The 16,379-nt window shown below is 50.0% G+C and carries 17 protein-coding genes; 12 read left to right on the forward strand and 5 right to left on the reverse strand.

What is annotated here, in order from left to right:
• Positions 1-274: 274 nt before the first annotated feature.
• Together ACFVRY_RS03580 and ACFVRY_RS03585 are read left to right on the forward strand one after the other, a co-directional pair.
• Positions 275-934, forward strand: a complete 660-nt coding sequence (locus ACFVRY_RS03580) for a TetR/AcrR family transcriptional regulator (RefSeq protein ID WP_387497360.1) — start codon at positions 275-277, stop codon at positions 932-934.
• A gap of 20 nt (positions 935-954) precedes the next feature.
• Positions 955-2,445 (forward strand): MDR family MFS transporter, encoded by a 1,491-nt coding sequence (locus ACFVRY_RS03585; protein WP_387497362.1) that lies wholly within the window; start codon positions 955-957, stop codon positions 2,443-2,445.
• A 140-nt stretch (positions 2,446-2,585) separates the two neighbouring features.
• Here the strand turns inward: ACFVRY_RS03585 and ACFVRY_RS03590 are convergent, their stop codons facing one another.
• On the reverse strand, positions 2,586-3,479 hold the full coding sequence (locus ACFVRY_RS03590; protein WP_387497364.1) for a DMT family transporter: 894 nt from the start codon (positions 3,477-3,479) through the stop codon (positions 2,586-2,588).
• A gap of 126 nt (positions 3,480-3,605) precedes the next feature.
• On the opposite strand from ACFVRY_RS03590, the gene ACFVRY_RS03595 reads away from it, so the two are divergent.
• From ACFVRY_RS03595 to ACFVRY_RS03615, 5 genes are read left to right on the forward strand one after another with little or no spacing between them, the layout of a single operon-like run.
• Positions 3,606-4,490, forward strand: a complete 885-nt coding sequence (locus ACFVRY_RS03595; protein ID WP_387497366.1) for a LysR family transcriptional regulator — start codon at positions 3,606-3,608, stop codon at positions 4,488-4,490.
• Between the two features lie 52 nt (positions 4,491-4,542).
• On the forward strand, positions 4,543-5,574 hold the full coding sequence (locus ACFVRY_RS03600) for a LacI family DNA-binding transcriptional regulator (RefSeq protein ID WP_387497368.1): 1,032 nt from the start codon (positions 4,543-4,545) through the stop codon (positions 5,572-5,574).
• A 19-nt stretch (positions 5,575-5,593) separates the two neighbouring features.
• Positions 5,594-6,754 carry a Gfo/Idh/MocA family protein gene (locus ACFVRY_RS03605; protein WP_387497370.1) on the forward strand — a complete coding sequence of 387 codons (1,161 nt, stop codon included), beginning with the start codon at positions 5,594-5,596 and terminating at the stop codon, positions 6,752-6,754.
• A 26-nt stretch (positions 6,755-6,780) separates the two neighbouring features.
• A complete protein-coding gene (locus tag ACFVRY_RS03610) occupies positions 6,781-7,512 on the forward strand; it encodes a ThuA domain-containing protein (protein ID WP_387497372.1) in 732 nt (243 codons plus the stop codon).
• Between the two features lie 17 nt (positions 7,513-7,529).
• Positions 7,530-8,633, forward strand: a complete 1,104-nt coding sequence (locus ACFVRY_RS03615; protein ID WP_387497374.1) for a Gfo/Idh/MocA family protein — start codon at positions 7,530-7,532, stop codon at positions 8,631-8,633.
• A 522-nt stretch (positions 8,634-9,155) separates the two neighbouring features.
• Here ACFVRY_RS03615 and ACFVRY_RS03620 read toward each other — a convergent pair.
• Positions 9,156-10,043: a helix-turn-helix transcriptional regulator gene (locus ACFVRY_RS03620; protein ID WP_387497376.1), complete on the reverse strand. Its 888-nt coding sequence runs from the start codon at positions 10,041-10,043 to the stop codon at positions 9,156-9,158.
• 126 nt (positions 10,044-10,169) lie between these two features.
• Here ACFVRY_RS03620 and ACFVRY_RS03625 point away from each other — a divergent pair, with 126 nt between their 5' ends.
• The 4 genes from ACFVRY_RS03625 to ACFVRY_RS03640 all read left to right on the forward strand — a co-directional run bounded on the left by ACFVRY_RS03625 (position 10,170) and on the right by ACFVRY_RS03640 (position 13,186).
• Entirely contained in the window at positions 10,170-11,057 is an 888-nt protein-coding gene (locus ACFVRY_RS03625; RefSeq protein WP_387497378.1) for a sugar phosphate isomerase/epimerase family protein, read from the forward strand.
• 16 nt (positions 11,058-11,073) lie between these two features.
• On the forward strand, positions 11,074-12,117 hold the full coding sequence (locus ACFVRY_RS03630; protein ID WP_387497380.1) for a Gfo/Idh/MocA family protein: 1,044 nt from the start codon (positions 11,074-11,076) through the stop codon (positions 12,115-12,117).
• Between the two features lie 146 nt (positions 12,118-12,263).
• Positions 12,264-12,818: a TetR/AcrR family transcriptional regulator gene (locus ACFVRY_RS03635; protein ID WP_387497382.1), complete on the forward strand. Its 555-nt coding sequence runs from the start codon at positions 12,264-12,266 to the stop codon at positions 12,816-12,818.
• The gene (locus tag ACFVRY_RS03640) at positions 12,818-13,186 is read left to right on the forward strand and encodes a DMT family transporter (RefSeq protein WP_387497384.1); all 369 of its coding nucleotides are present in this window, start codon (positions 12,818-12,820) and stop codon (positions 13,184-13,186) included. The genes ACFVRY_RS03635 and ACFVRY_RS03640 overlap by 1 nt, the downstream gene beginning before the upstream one ends.
• A 40-nt stretch (positions 13,187-13,226) precedes the next feature.
• Here the strand turns inward: ACFVRY_RS03640 and ACFVRY_RS03645 are convergent, their stop codons facing one another.
• Positions 13,227-13,433 carry a DUF1657 domain-containing protein gene (locus ACFVRY_RS03645; RefSeq protein ID WP_387497386.1) on the reverse strand — a complete coding sequence of 69 codons (207 nt, stop codon included), beginning with the start codon at positions 13,431-13,433 and terminating at the stop codon, positions 13,227-13,229.
• 168 nt (positions 13,434-13,601) lie between these two features.
• Here ACFVRY_RS03645 and ACFVRY_RS03650 point away from each other — a divergent pair, with 168 nt between their 5' ends.
• Positions 13,602-14,462 carry a DUF421 domain-containing protein gene (locus tag ACFVRY_RS03650; RefSeq protein WP_387497388.1) on the forward strand — a complete coding sequence of 287 codons (861 nt, stop codon included), beginning with the start codon at positions 13,602-13,604 and terminating at the stop codon, positions 14,460-14,462.
• A 28-nt stretch (positions 14,463-14,490) separates the two neighbouring features.
• Here ACFVRY_RS03650 and ACFVRY_RS03655 read toward each other — a convergent pair whose 3' ends face one another.
• A complete protein-coding gene (locus ACFVRY_RS03655; protein WP_387497390.1) occupies positions 14,491-15,621 on the reverse strand; it encodes a saccharopine dehydrogenase family protein in 1,131 nt (376 codons plus the stop codon).
• Complete coding sequence (locus tag ACFVRY_RS03660; RefSeq protein ID WP_387497392.1) at positions 15,621-16,358, reverse strand: class I SAM-dependent methyltransferase; 738 nt, start codon at positions 16,356-16,358, stop codon at positions 15,621-15,623. Before ACFVRY_RS03660 ends, ACFVRY_RS03655 begins: the two co-directional genes overlap by 1 nt.
• Positions 16,359-16,379 lie beyond the last annotated feature (21 nt).

Here is a 16,379-nt window from a genome sequence, read left to right on the forward strand (position 1 = left end):
TTTATAGATGGAAATGCCTAATCTTGACTATTGACAAGGGCAGGTGTTCAGGTGTAAATTAATGTTCGGTTAAACAATGTTTAAAACAGTGATTTACATGAAGAATGGAGATTGTATTGATGAATTATTTAGTACGTCTCCAGGGAAAGTATAACGTGTGATGACCAAACTGCCGGATAGAAGGAACAGAGTACACCCGTTACCTGATGTTGACTATTGACAAGGATAGGTGTTCAGGAGTACATTAGTGTTCGATTAAACAGTGTTTAAAACAATGATTACATGGAGAAAGGAGGTTGTAACGGTAGCGATGAACACACTGGACCAGAGCGCAGACCATTCAGAGAAAGATACTAAACAGACGATTTTGGATGCTACGGTGATGTTGATCAAGGAGGAAGGATTCCAATGTGCGACACTGCGTAAAATCGCCGCCAGAGCCGAAACTAATCTTGCGCTGGTGAATTATTATTACGGCTCCAAGGAAAGTCTAATGACAGATGCCGTTCGTGTATTGCTCTCAACGTTCGATGATGCCTTCCAGGCACTTGAAGATGTCTCCTTGCTGCCGCAGGAGCGGCTCAAGCAATTCTTAAGTCGGTATGTTGTGAATCTACTCCGATATCCCGGGTTGGCTAGACAGGTACTGGAGCAGGGACCCCAGATCATGTGCTCACCTACAGAATATGATCGTTATGCCAAAATCCTGAGGGTCAAAAAAATGCACAATACATTGAAAGAGATCACACATGTAGAGGAAGATAACAGTCTGCAACTGATGATGCTTCAGCTGTATGGAGCCGTTGTGATTCCAGCGCTGATTACAAACATGCCTGGCAAGAGGGAACAGATCACGCCAGTGTTTAACCTTCCGGCTCTCGATGAGCAGATTGATACGCTGTTTGAGCATTATTTCAGCAAATATAATTTATAGAGAAAAGAGTGGAGAAAAGAATGTCAAATAGTGTTAATGGAAATACGGCAGAGGGGCAGGCTTTCTCATTGAAAGCTATCATTCCTCCGTTGCTCGCGATTATCGTGGGTATGATAATGGTTATTCTGGATGGTACGGTCGTTAATGTCGCCGTTCCTAAACTTGTCGAGTACTTCGCGACAGACCTCAAAACAGTGCAATGGGCTATTACAGGCTACACGTTAGCCCTGGCTGCTGTCATTCCGCTAGCCGGATGGATGACTGACCGTTTTGGTTCAAAGCAGGTCTTTCTGGCGACAGTAATCATGTTCGTTCTGGGTTCCGTACTGTGCTCCATAGCCCAAACTTCGGGTCAACTTGTTCTTTTCCGCGTAATTCAAGGCCTGGGCGGCGGTATGGTTGCCCCAATCGGGATGGCAATGGTCTTCAAACTGGCACCGCCAGAGCGTAGAGGTTCCATTATGGGAATGCTCGGGATTCCGATGCTGCTTGCCCCAGCCCTTGGACCGATTCTCTCCGGTTGGTTGGTGGAGTACGTAAGCTGGCACTGGATCTTCCTGATCAACCTGCCAATTGGCATCATAGCTGTTATTCTGGGCATTAAATACCTACCAGCTTCCGAGAAAAAAGGCAGAACACATCTTGATCTGCTGGGCATGATCCTGGCGCCAATCGCTTTCTCCATGCTGGCTTATGGCGTTAACGAAGGCGGTGGTGGCAGTTGGTCGTCCACATCGGCAATCGTAGGATTGTCTGTTGGTGGCGTAGCTCTGGTCTTGTTCGTTATCGTTGAGCTGCTGCATAAGCATCCGCTATTGGAACTGCGCGTTTTCCGTTCTTCCGACTTTACCCGTGGTATTATCCTGACTTGGGTAACACAAGCGGCACTATTTGGTACCATGTTGTTCGTTCCGCTCTACCTTCAACAGATCCGCAATTTTTCACCGCTTGAGACTGGCTTGATTTTGTTGCCGCAGGCGTTGGCTGCCGGATTCGGAATGCCGATTGGAGGTCGCCTATTCGACAAGATCGGTGCACGTCCGCTGGCCTTTGTCGGCCTGACGATTATCTCTGTAGCTCTGTTCCTGTTGTCAGGGATCACAATGGACACCGCGCTTCCGCAAATTATGGTGTACCTGTTCATGATGGGTCTGGGTATGGGCTTGACCATGATGCCACTGAACACACATGTGCTCAATTCCGCACCGCGTGAATGGGTTGGCCGTGTAACGCCTCTTACTGCAGCTGCACAACAAGTTATTGTTTCCTTTGCTGTAGCAGGTATGACCGGATACCTAACCAGTCAAATCACAACCCATATGGGTGAGATGGCTAAAGGCGGCAACCCGCTGGCAGCCTCTGTATTAGCTTTCAATGATGTCTTCTTCCTGGCTGGCTGTATCGCCGTGGCCGGTGTAGTCATCAGTATTATCCTGCGCAAGCCAAAGGTAGCAACCGCTAACCCTGAAGAGGGCAATAAGACGGATGCAGCGATGATGATGGGGCACTAAGCCACTATCCCAAGATTGCGTAACGCATAGTTATAGCATAAAAACCCGCAAGTCTCCGTTAGATGGAGACTTGCGGGTTTTGCTGTGCAGGAAGTTTAAGGGGGCAGGCACGTTTGCCATGCCCCCTTAAGGCGGCGCCATCAACTGGCACCGCGTTTCCCCTGCATCCAAGCTGGGGCGAAGGATGCCTTACCCAGCAGCTCGGATGCAACAATACCGAGCAGAACTAGTGCCGCCCCGGCATAGCCTTGGTTCGTCAGCTTCTCTCCGACGAACCAGTAGCCGAACAAGGCGGCGAAGACTGGCTCTAACGAGAAAATGAGTCCGGTGCGTGCAGGCGAGGTGTATTTCTGTGCCACCGGCTGCAGGATGAAGCCGCAAGCACTGCACAGAATGCCCAGTGCCAGAATGGCGGTCCAGCCAGGCAAGGTAGAGGGCAGATGAGGCGTCTCGAACAGTAGGGACAGCACCAGTGCGTATCCGCCGGCAAAGCCGAGCTGCAGGATGCCGATGCTCAGCGTGTCGTTTTCTTTGACAGCTTTGCCAGTAACGATGATCTGTACTGCATAGAATACTGCGGATAGCGTACAGAGCAGGTCGCCGGGTTGCACGGTCAGCGAAGAATTCAGCGTAAGCAGACCGATTCCGCCGATGGCGAGCAGGGAGCCGAAGACTTGCGGGAATCCGACTTTATTTTTAAAGAACAACCTCTGAAGCAATGGAACGAAAATGACAGTCAACGCGACCAGGAACCCGGCATTTGAAGTCGTGGTTGTCTTTAGCCCAAACGTAATGCATGTGAACACGCCTAGCAGCAGGAATCCAAGCAAGGCCCCATACTTCAAGGTCTTGGCATTGATCCTGCGCAGGCGCCTGTGGAAAATCGCGGCAGATAATATAAAAGCAAGCCCGAATCGGAGCGCAATCAGATTAAATTCGCCGAGGGTATCCAGTCCCATTTTCATAAACAGATAGGAAGAGCCCCAAAATACAGTTACAACCATCAGCAAGAGATCAGCCTTAAACGGCTTCATCAGTTCATCATCCTTTTAATCATTGAAGTTAGTATAGTATAATATGCCTGATTATATAAGTTAACTGAATGTTTATCATGTTATACATGAATAGAACTAATGTATAAGAATGAGGGGGACACTGGCTTGAGTCTCAGTAAATACGAAGTGTTTTTAAAAGTAGTGGAGTTAGGCAGCCTCACCAAAGCAGCAGATGTTCTGGGCTTCACGCAATCGGGCATCAGTCACACCATTAACAGTTTGGAGACGGAATTTGGTTTCTCACTCCTGATCCGCAATCGTTCGGGGGTTAGACTCACGGTTAACGGGGAACAGGTGCTAAAGCCGATCCGTGAGATTCTAAATTGGAATGAGCAATTGAAGCAGAAGGTAACGCACATTCATGGGCTGGAGACAGGAACGATCACGATCGGCACATTCACCAGTGTATCTGTTCATTGGCTGCCCAGTATGATCAAGCAGTTCCGCAGTCTGTATCCCTATATCGAGTTCAAGCTCATGGAGGGGGACTACCTGGAGATTGAGCAATGGATCGAGGCTGGGGTGATTGACTGCGGCTTTATATCGCTGCCCACGCGTGACAAGTTCGAAGTTTTTCCTTTGAAAAAAGACCGTATGCTCGCCATTGTTTCACAGGAGCATCCCATCAGTGGGGCGCCTTATTTTCCCCTGCCGCAAATAGCGCATGAGGATTTCATCATACCTAAAGCCGGCTCGGACTATGATGTAAGGCGGGTGCTGGAGAAGGCTGGCATTGAGCCTAACGTCAAATTCTCGGCAGGGGATGATTACGCGATCATCGCCATGGTAGACAAAGGACTTGGTATGAGCATCCTGCCTGAGCTGGTGCTCAAGCGCCAGAATCATAACGTGGTGATGCTGGAACTTGAGGAGCCGAGCTTCAGATCGCTGGGAATCGCCGTCCATTCGATGAAACACGCTTCCCCTGCAACTAAAAAGTTCGTCCGGCATGTGCAGGAATGGGTGGGGCTTCATGCAGAAAAGAATTGACGAAGAGAGCTTTGCATGAGAGAATGTACGCGTGTACATTTTGTAGAAGGAGTTGATTCCTATCGCCAGCCGAAAAGAGGTGGCCGAACTGGCCGGCGTATCTGAAGCTACCGTATCCCGGGTGCTGAATGATGTCGGTCCGCTCAAGGAAGAGACGAAGCAGCGGGTACTGGAGGCAGCCCACAAGCTGGGCTATACGCCAAGCTCGCTGGCCAGAAGTTTTGCCCGTAAACGCAGCGGCAATTTGGGTGTGGTTATGCCGTATTTGCCCAAAGCGCGTCTGTTCTCTGCTTATTATTTCTCTGAGATTCTAAGCGGTATCGGGAACAAAGCTAGGGATGAAGGATATGATCTGCTGATGCTCTTTCGCAATTCGGACGGAACCATGGATTATAGTGAACTGTTTCGGATGCGTAAGGTAGACGCCTGCATTGTGCTGGGTGCGAAGGAAGAGCAGGAAGAACTTGAGGCGTTACGCCGACTGAAGGAGGAAGGATACCCCTTTTGTCTCATTAACCAACATTTTGAAGGGGAGAACTTCCCCGAGGTGGATGCGGATCATGTTCAAGGCAGCACGATGGCTGTGCAGCATCTGCTTCAGCAGGGCTTTACGCGGATTGCCTTTCTGAATGGACCTCACGTCTATTCGAATAGTCGTGATCGGATGGAAGGGTACTCCAGCGCACTTCGTGAAGCCGGGTTATCCTTGGACCCTTCTTTGCTATTTGAAGGGAACTTCAGCCGCAGAAGCGGTGTCCAGGCGGCTACGGAAATTGCAGCCGTACTTGGAGAGATTGATGCCGTGTTTGCCGCCAATGATCGAATGGCGATCGGTCTGCAGCAAGGCTTATACGAACTGGGTATTACACGGGAACGCATGCCTGCTATTCTCGGCTATGACGATTCCGATGCGGCCGAATTGACTACACCTGCCTTGAGCAGTGTGCGTGTACCCTTTTATCAGCTGGGCGAGCTGGCCGCAGCTCGTGTGCTGGATACGCAGGAAGACGGAGCGACAGAAGATAGTCCGCTGCGGATCAAGCTTCCGACAGAGCTTGTTGTACGTGCTTCAACCCTCAACTGAAACCCCTAGGAGGCATTACATGAAACAACTGCGCATTGGAATGATCGGGTACAAATTTATGGGCAAGGCCCACAGTAATGCCTACAAGACGCTGCCGATGTTTTTTCCACAGGCGCTGAAACCGGAAATGTCCGTGCTATGCGGACGTAATGCCGAAGATTTGCAAGAAGCGGCAACCCGGCTCGGATGGCAGGATACCGTGACAGATTGGAAGGAGCTAGTGACGCGCGAGGATATTGACCTGGTGGATATCAATGCGCCAAGCAATGTGCATAAGGAGATTGCGCTGGCTGCGGCCAAAGCAGGCAAGCATCTGTTCTGCGAGAAGCCGCTGGCGTTGTCGCTTGCGGATTCCAAAGAGATGCTTCAGGCGGCCGAGGAGGCCGGCGTTCTGCATATGGTGGGCTTTAATTACCGCTTTTCTCCAGCCGTGCGACTGGCGAAGAAGCTGGTGGAGAGTGGACGCCTCGGCAAAATCCATCACTTCCGGGCCTGGTTCCTGCAGGACTGGATTCTCGATCCGGAATTCCCCCTAGTCTGGAGACTCCAGAAGGACATTGCCGGTTCCGGTTCTCTCGGGGATTTGGGGGCGCATCTTATTGATTTGGCGCATTTCCTTGTAGGCGATGTGCAGGAAGTGATCGGTATGAGCGAGACCTTCATCAAGGAGCGTCCGTTAGCTGCTGAGATGACAGGCCTTACTGCCAAAGGAGGCGGAGAGGGACCAAGGGGTAAAGTCACAGTGGATGATGCTACGCTCTTCATGGCTCGTTTTGCAAACGGTGCCATTGGTAGCTTCGAGGCTACACGCTTTGCCGCGGGACACCGTTCCACCAATTCTTTTGAGATCAACGGAAGTCTTGGCAGTGTAAGGTTCGACTTTGAGCGAATGAATGAACTGGAAGTGTTCTTGACTTCGGATGATGAGGATATACAGGGCTTCCGCCGCGTGCTGGCCACGGATCCTGTTCATGAATATGCAGCGGCCTGGTGGCCGACCGGGCATACCATTGGCTTTGAGCATACGTTCATTCATGAAGTGTTGGAATTGTCTAATGCCATCGAAGAAGGCCGTCAGCCGGAACCCAATTTCCGTGACGGTGTGAAATGCCAGGCTGTGCTTGAGGCCGTGGAACGTTCGATTGAAGAGCGACGTTGGGTCAGCCTGTCCGAAATGTAGCTTACAGACCTGAGAGGAGATTTCTAATGAGCGCAAAAAAGGCATTGATCGTATGGGGTGGCTGGGATGGCCATGAACCGCAGCAAGTGAGTGAAGTATTTGCCGGTGTTCTACGGCTTGAAGGATTCGAAGTGGAAGTGTCGGATACTTTGGAGGCGTTTGCAGACCGCGAAAAGCTGCTCGGACTGGATCTGATTGTTCCGGTGTGGACGATGGGCGAGATCTCGCAGGAGCTTGTAGATAATGTGTCTGCGGCGGTACAGAATGGCACTGGACTGGCGGGCTGTCACGGCGGCATGTGCGATTCCTTCCGTAACAATGTGGATTGGCAGTTTATGACCGGTGGTCAATGGGTAGCCCACCCTGGCAATGACGGGGTGGAATATACGGTGAACATTCGTCAAAGCTCCAGCCCGCTAGTGCAGGACATTCCAGATTTCAATGTTACTTCGGAGCAATATTATTTGCATGTTGATCCGGCTATCGAAGTTCTGGCGACCACCCGCTTCCCTGTGGCAGAAGGGCCTCACGCTGCCAACGGAGCAGTGGATATGCCAGTGGTATGGACGAAGCGCTGGGGAGCAGGACGTGTGTACTACAATTCGCTCGGTCATCATGCTGACATTGTGGAACTGCCGCCAGTCAAGGAACTGATGAGGAGAGGGCTGCTTTGGGCAGCTGAAGGAAAGCAGAATGGCGGACGAACCACGGCAGGTGCAGGGATCAGCTATAGCGGCATGGCAGACAGTCAACTATAATTCGGGAGAGAAGACCAATGGATAAAGTAAAAGTTGGCATTATCGGTTGCGGAAAAATCAGCGGCATCTATATGGAGAACTGCAACAAGTTCGAGATTCTGGAGTTAGTCGCCTGTGCAGATGTGGATCCCGAGAGAGCACGGGAACAGGCACAGAAATACAACATCCCACATGTGTATACGACAGCGGAGCTACTTGCAGATCCTGAAATTGAGATTGTTATTAACCTCACGATCCCGGCAGTCCATGCCGATATTTGCCTGCTGGCACTGGAAGCCGGAAAGCATGTCTATGTGGAGAAACCTCTCGCGGTCACTAGGGAAGAGGGGCGCAAGGTTTTGGAAACGGCCAAGGCCAAAGGGCTGCTAGTGGGCAGTGCGCCGGAAACATTCTTCGGCTCGGGTATCCAGACCTCGCTTAAGCTAATAGAAGATGGAGTCATAGGCCGACCTATGGCAGCCACTTCGTTCATGATGTCCAGAGGTCATGAGAACTGGCATCCCGATCCGGAATTCTACTATGCCGCAGGTGGTGGACCGATGTTCGACATGGGGCCATATTACCTGACAGCGCTGATTCAGTTGCTGGGTCCAATCTCTGCCGTAGCCGGAATGACCGGGAAAGCGCTAGCGGAAAGAACCATCACCAGTGAGAAAAAAACCGGGCAGAAGATTCCGGTGGATATCCCGACCCATGTGGCTGGAACCTTGCAATTCGCAGAGGGCGCCATTGCTACCCTCATCACCAGCTTCGATGTCTTCGGGGGCAGTGATCTGCCGCATATTGAAATATACGGGACGGAGGGGACGATTCAGGTTCCCGATCCTAATAACTTTGGCGGACCGGTTAAATTCCGGCGTACCGGTGAAAGTGAATGGACTGAGCAGCCGCTGTTGCCGGGCTATGACCAGAATACGCGTGGCATCGGTCCAGCGGATATGGCGTATGCCATCCGCACCGGGCGAATTCACCGGGCAAGCGGAGAACTGGCCTATCACGTGCTGGAAGCGATGTGGGCGTTTCATGACTCCTCTGATTCCCGCAGCTTCTATACCATGGAGAGCACCTGCAACCGTCCTGCAGCCCTTCCAGTTGGTTTGGCGCCATATACACTGGACTAAATGTTGATTCAGTCATATTAAAAGAAGCCCGCCCTTTAGGAATGGTTGTTCATCACATCCATTCTTGTGAGGGCGGGCTTTGTCATTGCTTTACATAGTGTTAACTTAACAATCTAACGTCCTAGATACGCGAAGTCCTTGGTATACAAGGGTGTAAATTTTGTAACTGATTCGTAATTGATCATTCTTAAGTTCAGCACATAAAGGCGACTTAACATAGAAGTTATGAGGACAACAGTGACCGCAAGTCCACACTTCACCTGAATAACTACCCGAGCCACGTTTGAAACTTAAGAGAGGCTTGAATAACGGGAAAATATCCCGTTAAATGTTTCCTTTCACCTCCGTTGTGATAAATAAAGGGAATTTCTCCAGTTATGAACCTCTTTTATCCCGTAATTACCTAGAAAAGAGGTGATTAACAGGATAATTTCCAGTTATTTTTATAAAAGAAAGGATTTAAATGAAAATAAAGGGAATATTTCCTGTTAGTCGATTCCCTATAGAGTGAAATGTAAATCATCAAACTTTACGAACGCCTGACGGAGTCATACCCTTGTACTGTTTGAACAACTTCGTAAAATAATTGGGATTATCACAGCCCACCCGCCCGGCGATCTCGGTAATGCTAAGATTACTCTCCAGCAACAGCCGCTCGGCTTCATTAACCCGGCACAGGTTCACATAATCAATGAAGGTACGTCCCGTCAGCTTCTTGAAGGTTTTGCAGAAATGATAAGGATTAAGATTGACGGTTTTGGCTGCTTGCTCAATGGTAATTTTATCAGCGAAATGTTCCTCCACATGGGTTAGTAGCGGCTTAAATCGTTCCCGGTTGAACGAGTGATGTTCCTTGGAACTGCCAACTAGCTGTTGGGGCAAAAAATTACGTGACAACAGGGTAAATAGCAGGTGGAGGTAATTCTTAATCGCCAACTGATAAGCCGGACCCTTGACCTGATCCTCTTCAATAATAGATTGAAGCAGTGCCGATTGTGCGGCAAAAGACGGCATATGCTCAGCAGGCCTCACCGGGAACTGATATCGGTTGCTCACATACGGTTCAACGAATTGCTCATGCTGCGGGTCCTGCTTCCAGTCTTCGAAGAGCGACCCGTGAAACACGATAGAGGTATAGCAAATAGGCCCATCCTTGAGGCAGTAGCCGACATGCAGCCCGCCCGATGGAACGAACAGGATCTCGCCCGCTTCAACTTCATAAGGATGGCTGTCCACATGGAAAATAGCGCTGCCGCGCTGCATCACAATAATCTCGAAATGCTCATGCCAGTGTATAAAGAGAATATTCTGACCCGCCTTTTCCTCATGGCGGTCGTTGATGAACAAGCGGAACGGATACGTCTTTTGTTCCAGTTGCGGGTATTCTTTAAGCTCCTTCGGATATGTCAATGCACTCCAGCCTCCACCACAAGATTGAACTAAAACAACACAATATAATCAGAGATTTAGGTATTAATCACGAATATACTTGAAGTGTTGAATTTAATATAAACCAATATTGGAGTGGTACACAAGATGCAAGATACACTTAGAATCGGTACTTTGGTGGGCGGCGGCGATGCCGTTCGTGTGATTCCGCAAATCGTAGGTCATGGCTTCGAATCCTTTAGCTTGACCTTTTGGCAAACAACCGGGGAGACAGATCTGGTAGAGACGGCTAAGCGCGTGCGTGAACTTGCGGACCAACATAACTTTGTTATTTCTTCAGTCGGCATTTTCGGCAACCCACTCACAAATGCTAACGGCAACGAAGATACATTGGCAAGCTGGGAACGCCTGATCGACACAGCCCACTTGTTCGGAACGGATATGGTATCCGGTTTCACTGGACGTCTACCGGGTCAATCTATTGATGACTCCCTGCCGAAGTTCGCTGAAGTATTCGGTGAACTATCGAAGAAAGCGGCTGATCGTGGTCTGCGCATTGCCTTCGAGAACTGTTCCATGGGTGGCAATTGGCAATCCGGCGATTGGAACATCGCTCACAACCCGCAAGCTTGGGAGAAAATGTTCAACGCCGTGCCTGCTGACAACCTGGGGCTGGAATGGGAACCTTGTCACCAAATGGTGGCTCTGATTGATCCAATCCCGCAACTGCGTAAATGGACCGACAAGATTTTCCATGTGCACGGCAAGGATGCAACTATTGCATGGGATATCGTCAAGGAATACGGCATTCACAGCCCTAAGGAATATGTATGGCACCGGACCCCAGGCTTTGGGGATACGAACTGGGCGGATATTATCACCATTCTGCGCCAAGCGGGTTATAAAGGCACGATAGATATTGAAGGCTGGCATGATCCGGTTTACAAGGATGAGCTGGAGATGACTGGGCAAGTTCATGCCTTGAACTACCTTAAACATTGTCGCGGCGGAAGCTTCGTGCCGAATCCGACCTAATCAAAGGAGGACCACCATGACAGTATCATATCGCATTGCTTTAGTTGGCTGCGGGGGAATGGCGAATGCCTGGGTGGAATATGCACTCGGGCGGGAGGACGCGGAAATTGTTGCACTGGTTGATCTGTACCCCTCGGCTGCGCAAGCAATGGCTGCCCGGTATAATCTAACCTGCCCAACATTCACCGATCTGAAGCAAGCTATTGCCGAGACCGGTGCAACCCTTGTATTTGACGTGACGATTCCGGAAAGCCATTTCACAATTGCCCGCACGGCACTGGAAATGGGTTGTCAGGTCTTCGGAGAGAAACCATTGGCTGGCACAATGGCCGAGTGTAATGAGATTGTGGCCTTAACCGAGCGGACCGGTAAGACGCATGCTGTGATGCAGAACCGTCGTTTTGATGATCGGATTCGTTCACTACGGAGCTTGATGGAACAGGGAACGATCGGCAGAACCGGTTATATCGGCGCAAGCTTCTTCCTGGCTCCCCATTTCGGTGGCTTTCGTGATGCGATGGAGAGCCCGCTGTTGCTGGATATGGCGGTACATACCTTTGACCAGGCCCGGTACATCAGTGGAGCTAATCCAGTGACGGTTTACTGCCAGGAATTTAACCCTCCGGGATCATGGTATGCCGGTAATGCTGCGGCCATCTGCATTTTTGAAATGTCCGACGGTTCTGTGTTTAGTTACCAAGGTTCCTGGTCTGCGGAAGGTGCTCCTACGTCATGGGAAGCCTCCTGGCGGATTATCGGAGATAAGGGCACTGCGCTTTGGGATGGCAATGGTATGCCTTATGCCGAGGTGGTGTCATCTGGCGACCAGAACGGTAAGTTCTTCTACGATTATGAAACTGTTCAAGGCCCGGTGGTGGAGATGAAAAATACCTTCCATCCTGGTTGCCTGGATGAAATGTTCTTATCACTGGAAGAGCAGCGTCCAGCAGAGACAGACTGCAGGGATAATCGTTATAGCATGGCCATGGTATTCGGAGCACTGGAGAGTGCTCGGACCGGGCAGAAGATCGTTATTGCAGATCTAATCAACGACGTTTAAAGAAATTTAAAAGGGCCAGCAAAGCGGTTACAACCGTATTTGCTGGCTTTTTTGCATATATTGATAAAAAAGTTCTCCCAGGTAGCAATTTTATATTGACCTACAAACCGTCCAGACGGTACACTAAATATAAAGGGGTGATGTTATTGACAGCTCATAATGTCAATTCCAAACGGGAAGCGATTCTGAATGCAGCCTCAACAATTGTACAGCGGGATGGAATGGGTCAGCTGACACTGGATGCGGTTGCGAAGGAAGCGGGAGTCAGCAAGGGAGGACTATTGTATCATTTTGCAAGTAAAGATGCCCTGATTACCGGCATGGTGGATAAGAGCAATGAAGAATACGGACAGAATGTTCAGCTGAAGGCAGAGGCTGATCCTACTATACAAGGGTCGTGGAGTCGTGCATATGTGGGAACCGCCTTTGAGGAGGTGGAGCAGGGCCTCGACAGGAGTTCAGCTCTGTTCGCTGCTGCTTTTGCGAATCCCAAGCTGCTGGACGGAATGCGGGAGCAGTTCAAGAGCTGGCAGAATAACATTATCCATGATGGTATCGATCCTGTACAAGCGACCATCATCAGGCTGGCCGCCGATGGCCTATGGTTTACGGAGCTGTTCGGAATGGCCCAACTGGACGAGAAGCTGCGGGATCAAGTGTTTGAACAATTAATTTCATGGTCTGGAGGAAATAAAGAATAATGGGTTACTTGTATCTAGCTTTATCTATCTTATTTGAGCTGTTCGGGACGTCGATGCTTAAGGCATCACAAGGATTCAGCAAGCCACTGCCAGTTATCGGGGTTGTTGTTGGTTTTGTGGTGGCCTTTTTCTTCTTATCGCTTACATTGAAAACCATTCCGCTGAATGCCGCCTATGCGATATGGTCAGGGGTCGGGTCGGTGGCTACCGTCATCATCTCGGTACTGATCTGGAAAGAAAAAATATCGACCGGCAGCCTCGTAGGCATCGCTTTGATCGTACTCGGTGTAGTCGTCCTGAATCTGTTTGGTCCGGGTCACGGGGATACATCAAGTTCTGCACAAACCGAAGTGGTTTCCGCTAAATAAAAAATGCCCTGCTCCTCTAAAGGAACAGGGCATTTTTTATTTAGAAGCCTTTATATTGCGGCTCTTCTTTTTCGAGGTCCTGAACCCGGCTCTCTACTTGCTGTACGATTTGCTGTGTTTGTGCTGCAGCATCGGTAAACAGCGTTTTGGCATCCTGATTTTGTGTTGCAAGAGCGAACTGTTCCAAGCTAGCCTGAGCGCCTTTTAGAGAAGAGAGACATGTTTTTACCTGCGAAGCTACCGTCATTTGTGAGTTCCTCCTTCGGGTGATTGAAAACTGATTAACGCTTGAATATGATTCACTCCGGTTTGCGTCATTATTCAGGGGAAAAAATCCCTGTTTTCTTCCGGTGCAATTAACAAATAATGAATGTGTTAAGCAGCATGGACACTTAAATCAAAGGAGGAGTTACAGTTGCCGTTATGGTTGGAGGTTATTGTGCGGACGTTATGCGCCGTCGTGGTTCTTTTCTTTTTAACCAAATTGCTCGGGAAGAGACAGGTGTCTCAGCTCTCGTTATTTGAATACATTACAGGCATAACCATCGGGAGCTTGGCGGCCTATATATCCATGGATACAGAGACGAATTGGTATCTGGGCCTCATTGCCCTTGCGGTCTGGGTTTCCGTCTCGCTGGGCACTGAATTACTGCAGATCAAGAGCAAGAAAGCAAGAGATTTCATGGATTTCAAATCCGCGGTCCTTGTTAAGGATGGTAAAATTCTGGAAGAGAATCTGAAGAAGGAGCGCTTGTCTTCGGATGAATTGATGGCTGAACTGCGTAAGAAGGATGTCTTCCGGCTCGCTGATGTTGAGTTTGCGATTATGGAATCCTCCGGTTCAATTAACGTCCTGCTGAAAAAGGAGAACCAGCCGTTAACGGCCAAGGATCTTGGGATTATCGTTCCTCAACAGAAAGAGCCATTAGCTGTGATCATGGACGGGGAGGTGCTGGATGAGCCGCTGGACAATCTGGGTCAGACTCGGGGCTGGCTGCAAGGCAAGCTCGAACTGATGGGATTGAATACCGAAGATGTGTTTCTGGGGCAGGTGGATTCCTACGGTGATCTGACAGTGGATCTCTATGCGGACAAAATCAAGGTGCCGGAGTTACAGGAGAAGCCGCAGCTCTATGCCACACTCAAAAAAGCCGAAGCAGACATGGAGATGTTCAGCCTCTCTACACAGAACAAGGAAGCTAAACAAATGTACGAGGACGCTTCTAAGCAACTGTTGGAGATGGTACAGACCTTAAAGCCTTATCTTCAGGGTTAGCGAAGCGTCGCTCGGCAGTATTCGATATTTATTTGTGTTGTTGGAATAATTCACGAGTCCAGCAGCGGATCTCATCAATGGTAAAGGACTGGTCACTCTTAGTGGTGTCAGCCAGCCTTAGTGAAAGGTGATCGCTGGCAAGTTCTAAAGTAAACAGCTCCTCAATATGAAAAATACCTGGCGGCAACGTGGCACTATAGATCGCTCCCGCCACAGCGGCGGCAGTCCGGGCTGTGATCCTGGCCTCATTTCTCCCCTGAATTCCATATTCCGCAACATAGGGAAGGCCGTTCTTGGTGCCGCAGGCATCCACCTTGATGGCGTATTGATCACTGCCGTAACGGAGTTTACTAAAAGACCATACTGCCGCTTTTCGCATGCGTTGGCTGTGGAGCATTTTTTTAAGCCCGAATTTCTGCATTAAAGCTACAGAACCGGTAGCGATTCGGGAATCAAAACAGAGACGGGTGGAGACGGAAGCGATACCGAGTGTCCGGGGCAGGGTCTGCTGATCGGAAAAAGGGAACCGGTAGGCTGTGCGTCTTCCCAGACCCTCACCAAGATCGCTTATCTTACCGCTTGTGAAGCTGGTCGCAGCAACCAGGCTTCCTTTCTCCATAATATCGAAGTCAGCCCTCAGATTGTCGATGGTCCATTCAATGGCCGCTTTCCCATGACGATCACCAAGGCCCAGCATAATAGTGATGTCTGCGCAATCTGTATGGTCCATGGCCTCACTAGCATGGCGAGCCAACATATTGGTCAAGCCAGGGGCTAGTCCGACACTCAATACAGCCGTTCCAGCGAATGGTCTGGAGGATGATGCCAGTGCTTCAAGGCGGGCAAGAAAAGCGCCGTTAGCCGATACATCCACATAATACACTCCGTTTTGCAAGCAAGCTTCTGCAAAGGCAGTATCTTGCTGGTCCATGCACATCACTACAAGCTTCGCCCGTTTAAGCAGTCTTGGGTCGGCTTTTTCGGTGAGGTCTAGGCGCAGCGGTTTAACTTTGCTGCCAGTAGCCTTGCAGAATTGCTCAGCACGTTCCAGACTGCGGCCTGCCGCATAGACATGCCCAGGGTAGTGTTCACTGAGCAGGGTGCAGATTTGTGAGCCGACATGGCCGTAACCACCGATGACGATAATATCCTTGTTCATCAGGCGCTCCCCCTATCGTTCTTGAAGGCAAACCATGCGTCAACCAGATAGGAGCCGAAATAACGCGAAATGGTACTGAAGCCGGCTTCCTGCAGAAGCAGCTCCACTTCCTGTGAGGGAATAAGGTGAGAAGTGACTCCGATGGATTCTGCAAATTTCTGCCAATCCGTGTTGCTGATGCCTTGGTCCAGCATATGACATTGCCAAGCCTTCATCATATGGGACCATGCTTCTGAACCAACTGCTCCGTTAATGGATGCCAGGAAGAAGGGGGCTCCGGGCTTAAGGTGATCGGCAATCTGCGCTAGCAGTTGCTTTTTCTGTTCCCGTTCCTTGACAAAGTGAAGCACCAACATACAGGTGGCGGCATCATATGGCTTATGTGGTGGAAAGCCCTCCAGTCCGGTGTGCAGCAGGGTAGCCTGCTGTTCAAGACTAGCCTCTTTGATCCGCTGAGAAGCTACTTCCAGCATGCATTCGGAAGGATCGATTCCAGTGAAATTCCAGTTCTTGTGTCTGGCACCTAACGTAATGATTTCCTGGCCGCCGCCTGCGCCGATGATCAGTACATTCGCTGAACTCTGGTTCCCGCACCTTGCCGCCAGCAGCCGTTCTAACATATCGTACATTGTATGGTATCCAGGGATTTTCAAGGCAATGGTCTCTTCGTATGTATAGATATCGGGATGCTCCCAGTTTCTACTCCTAAGTTTATCTTTCGAGTTGTGTTCTTTCATGAGTAGCCTCTCCTGACTTGA

The sequence above is a fragment of the Paenibacillus sp. NPDC057934 genome, assembly GCF_042887565.1.
GTDB lineage: Bacteria > Bacillota > Bacilli > Paenibacillales > Paenibacillaceae > Paenibacillus_AQ.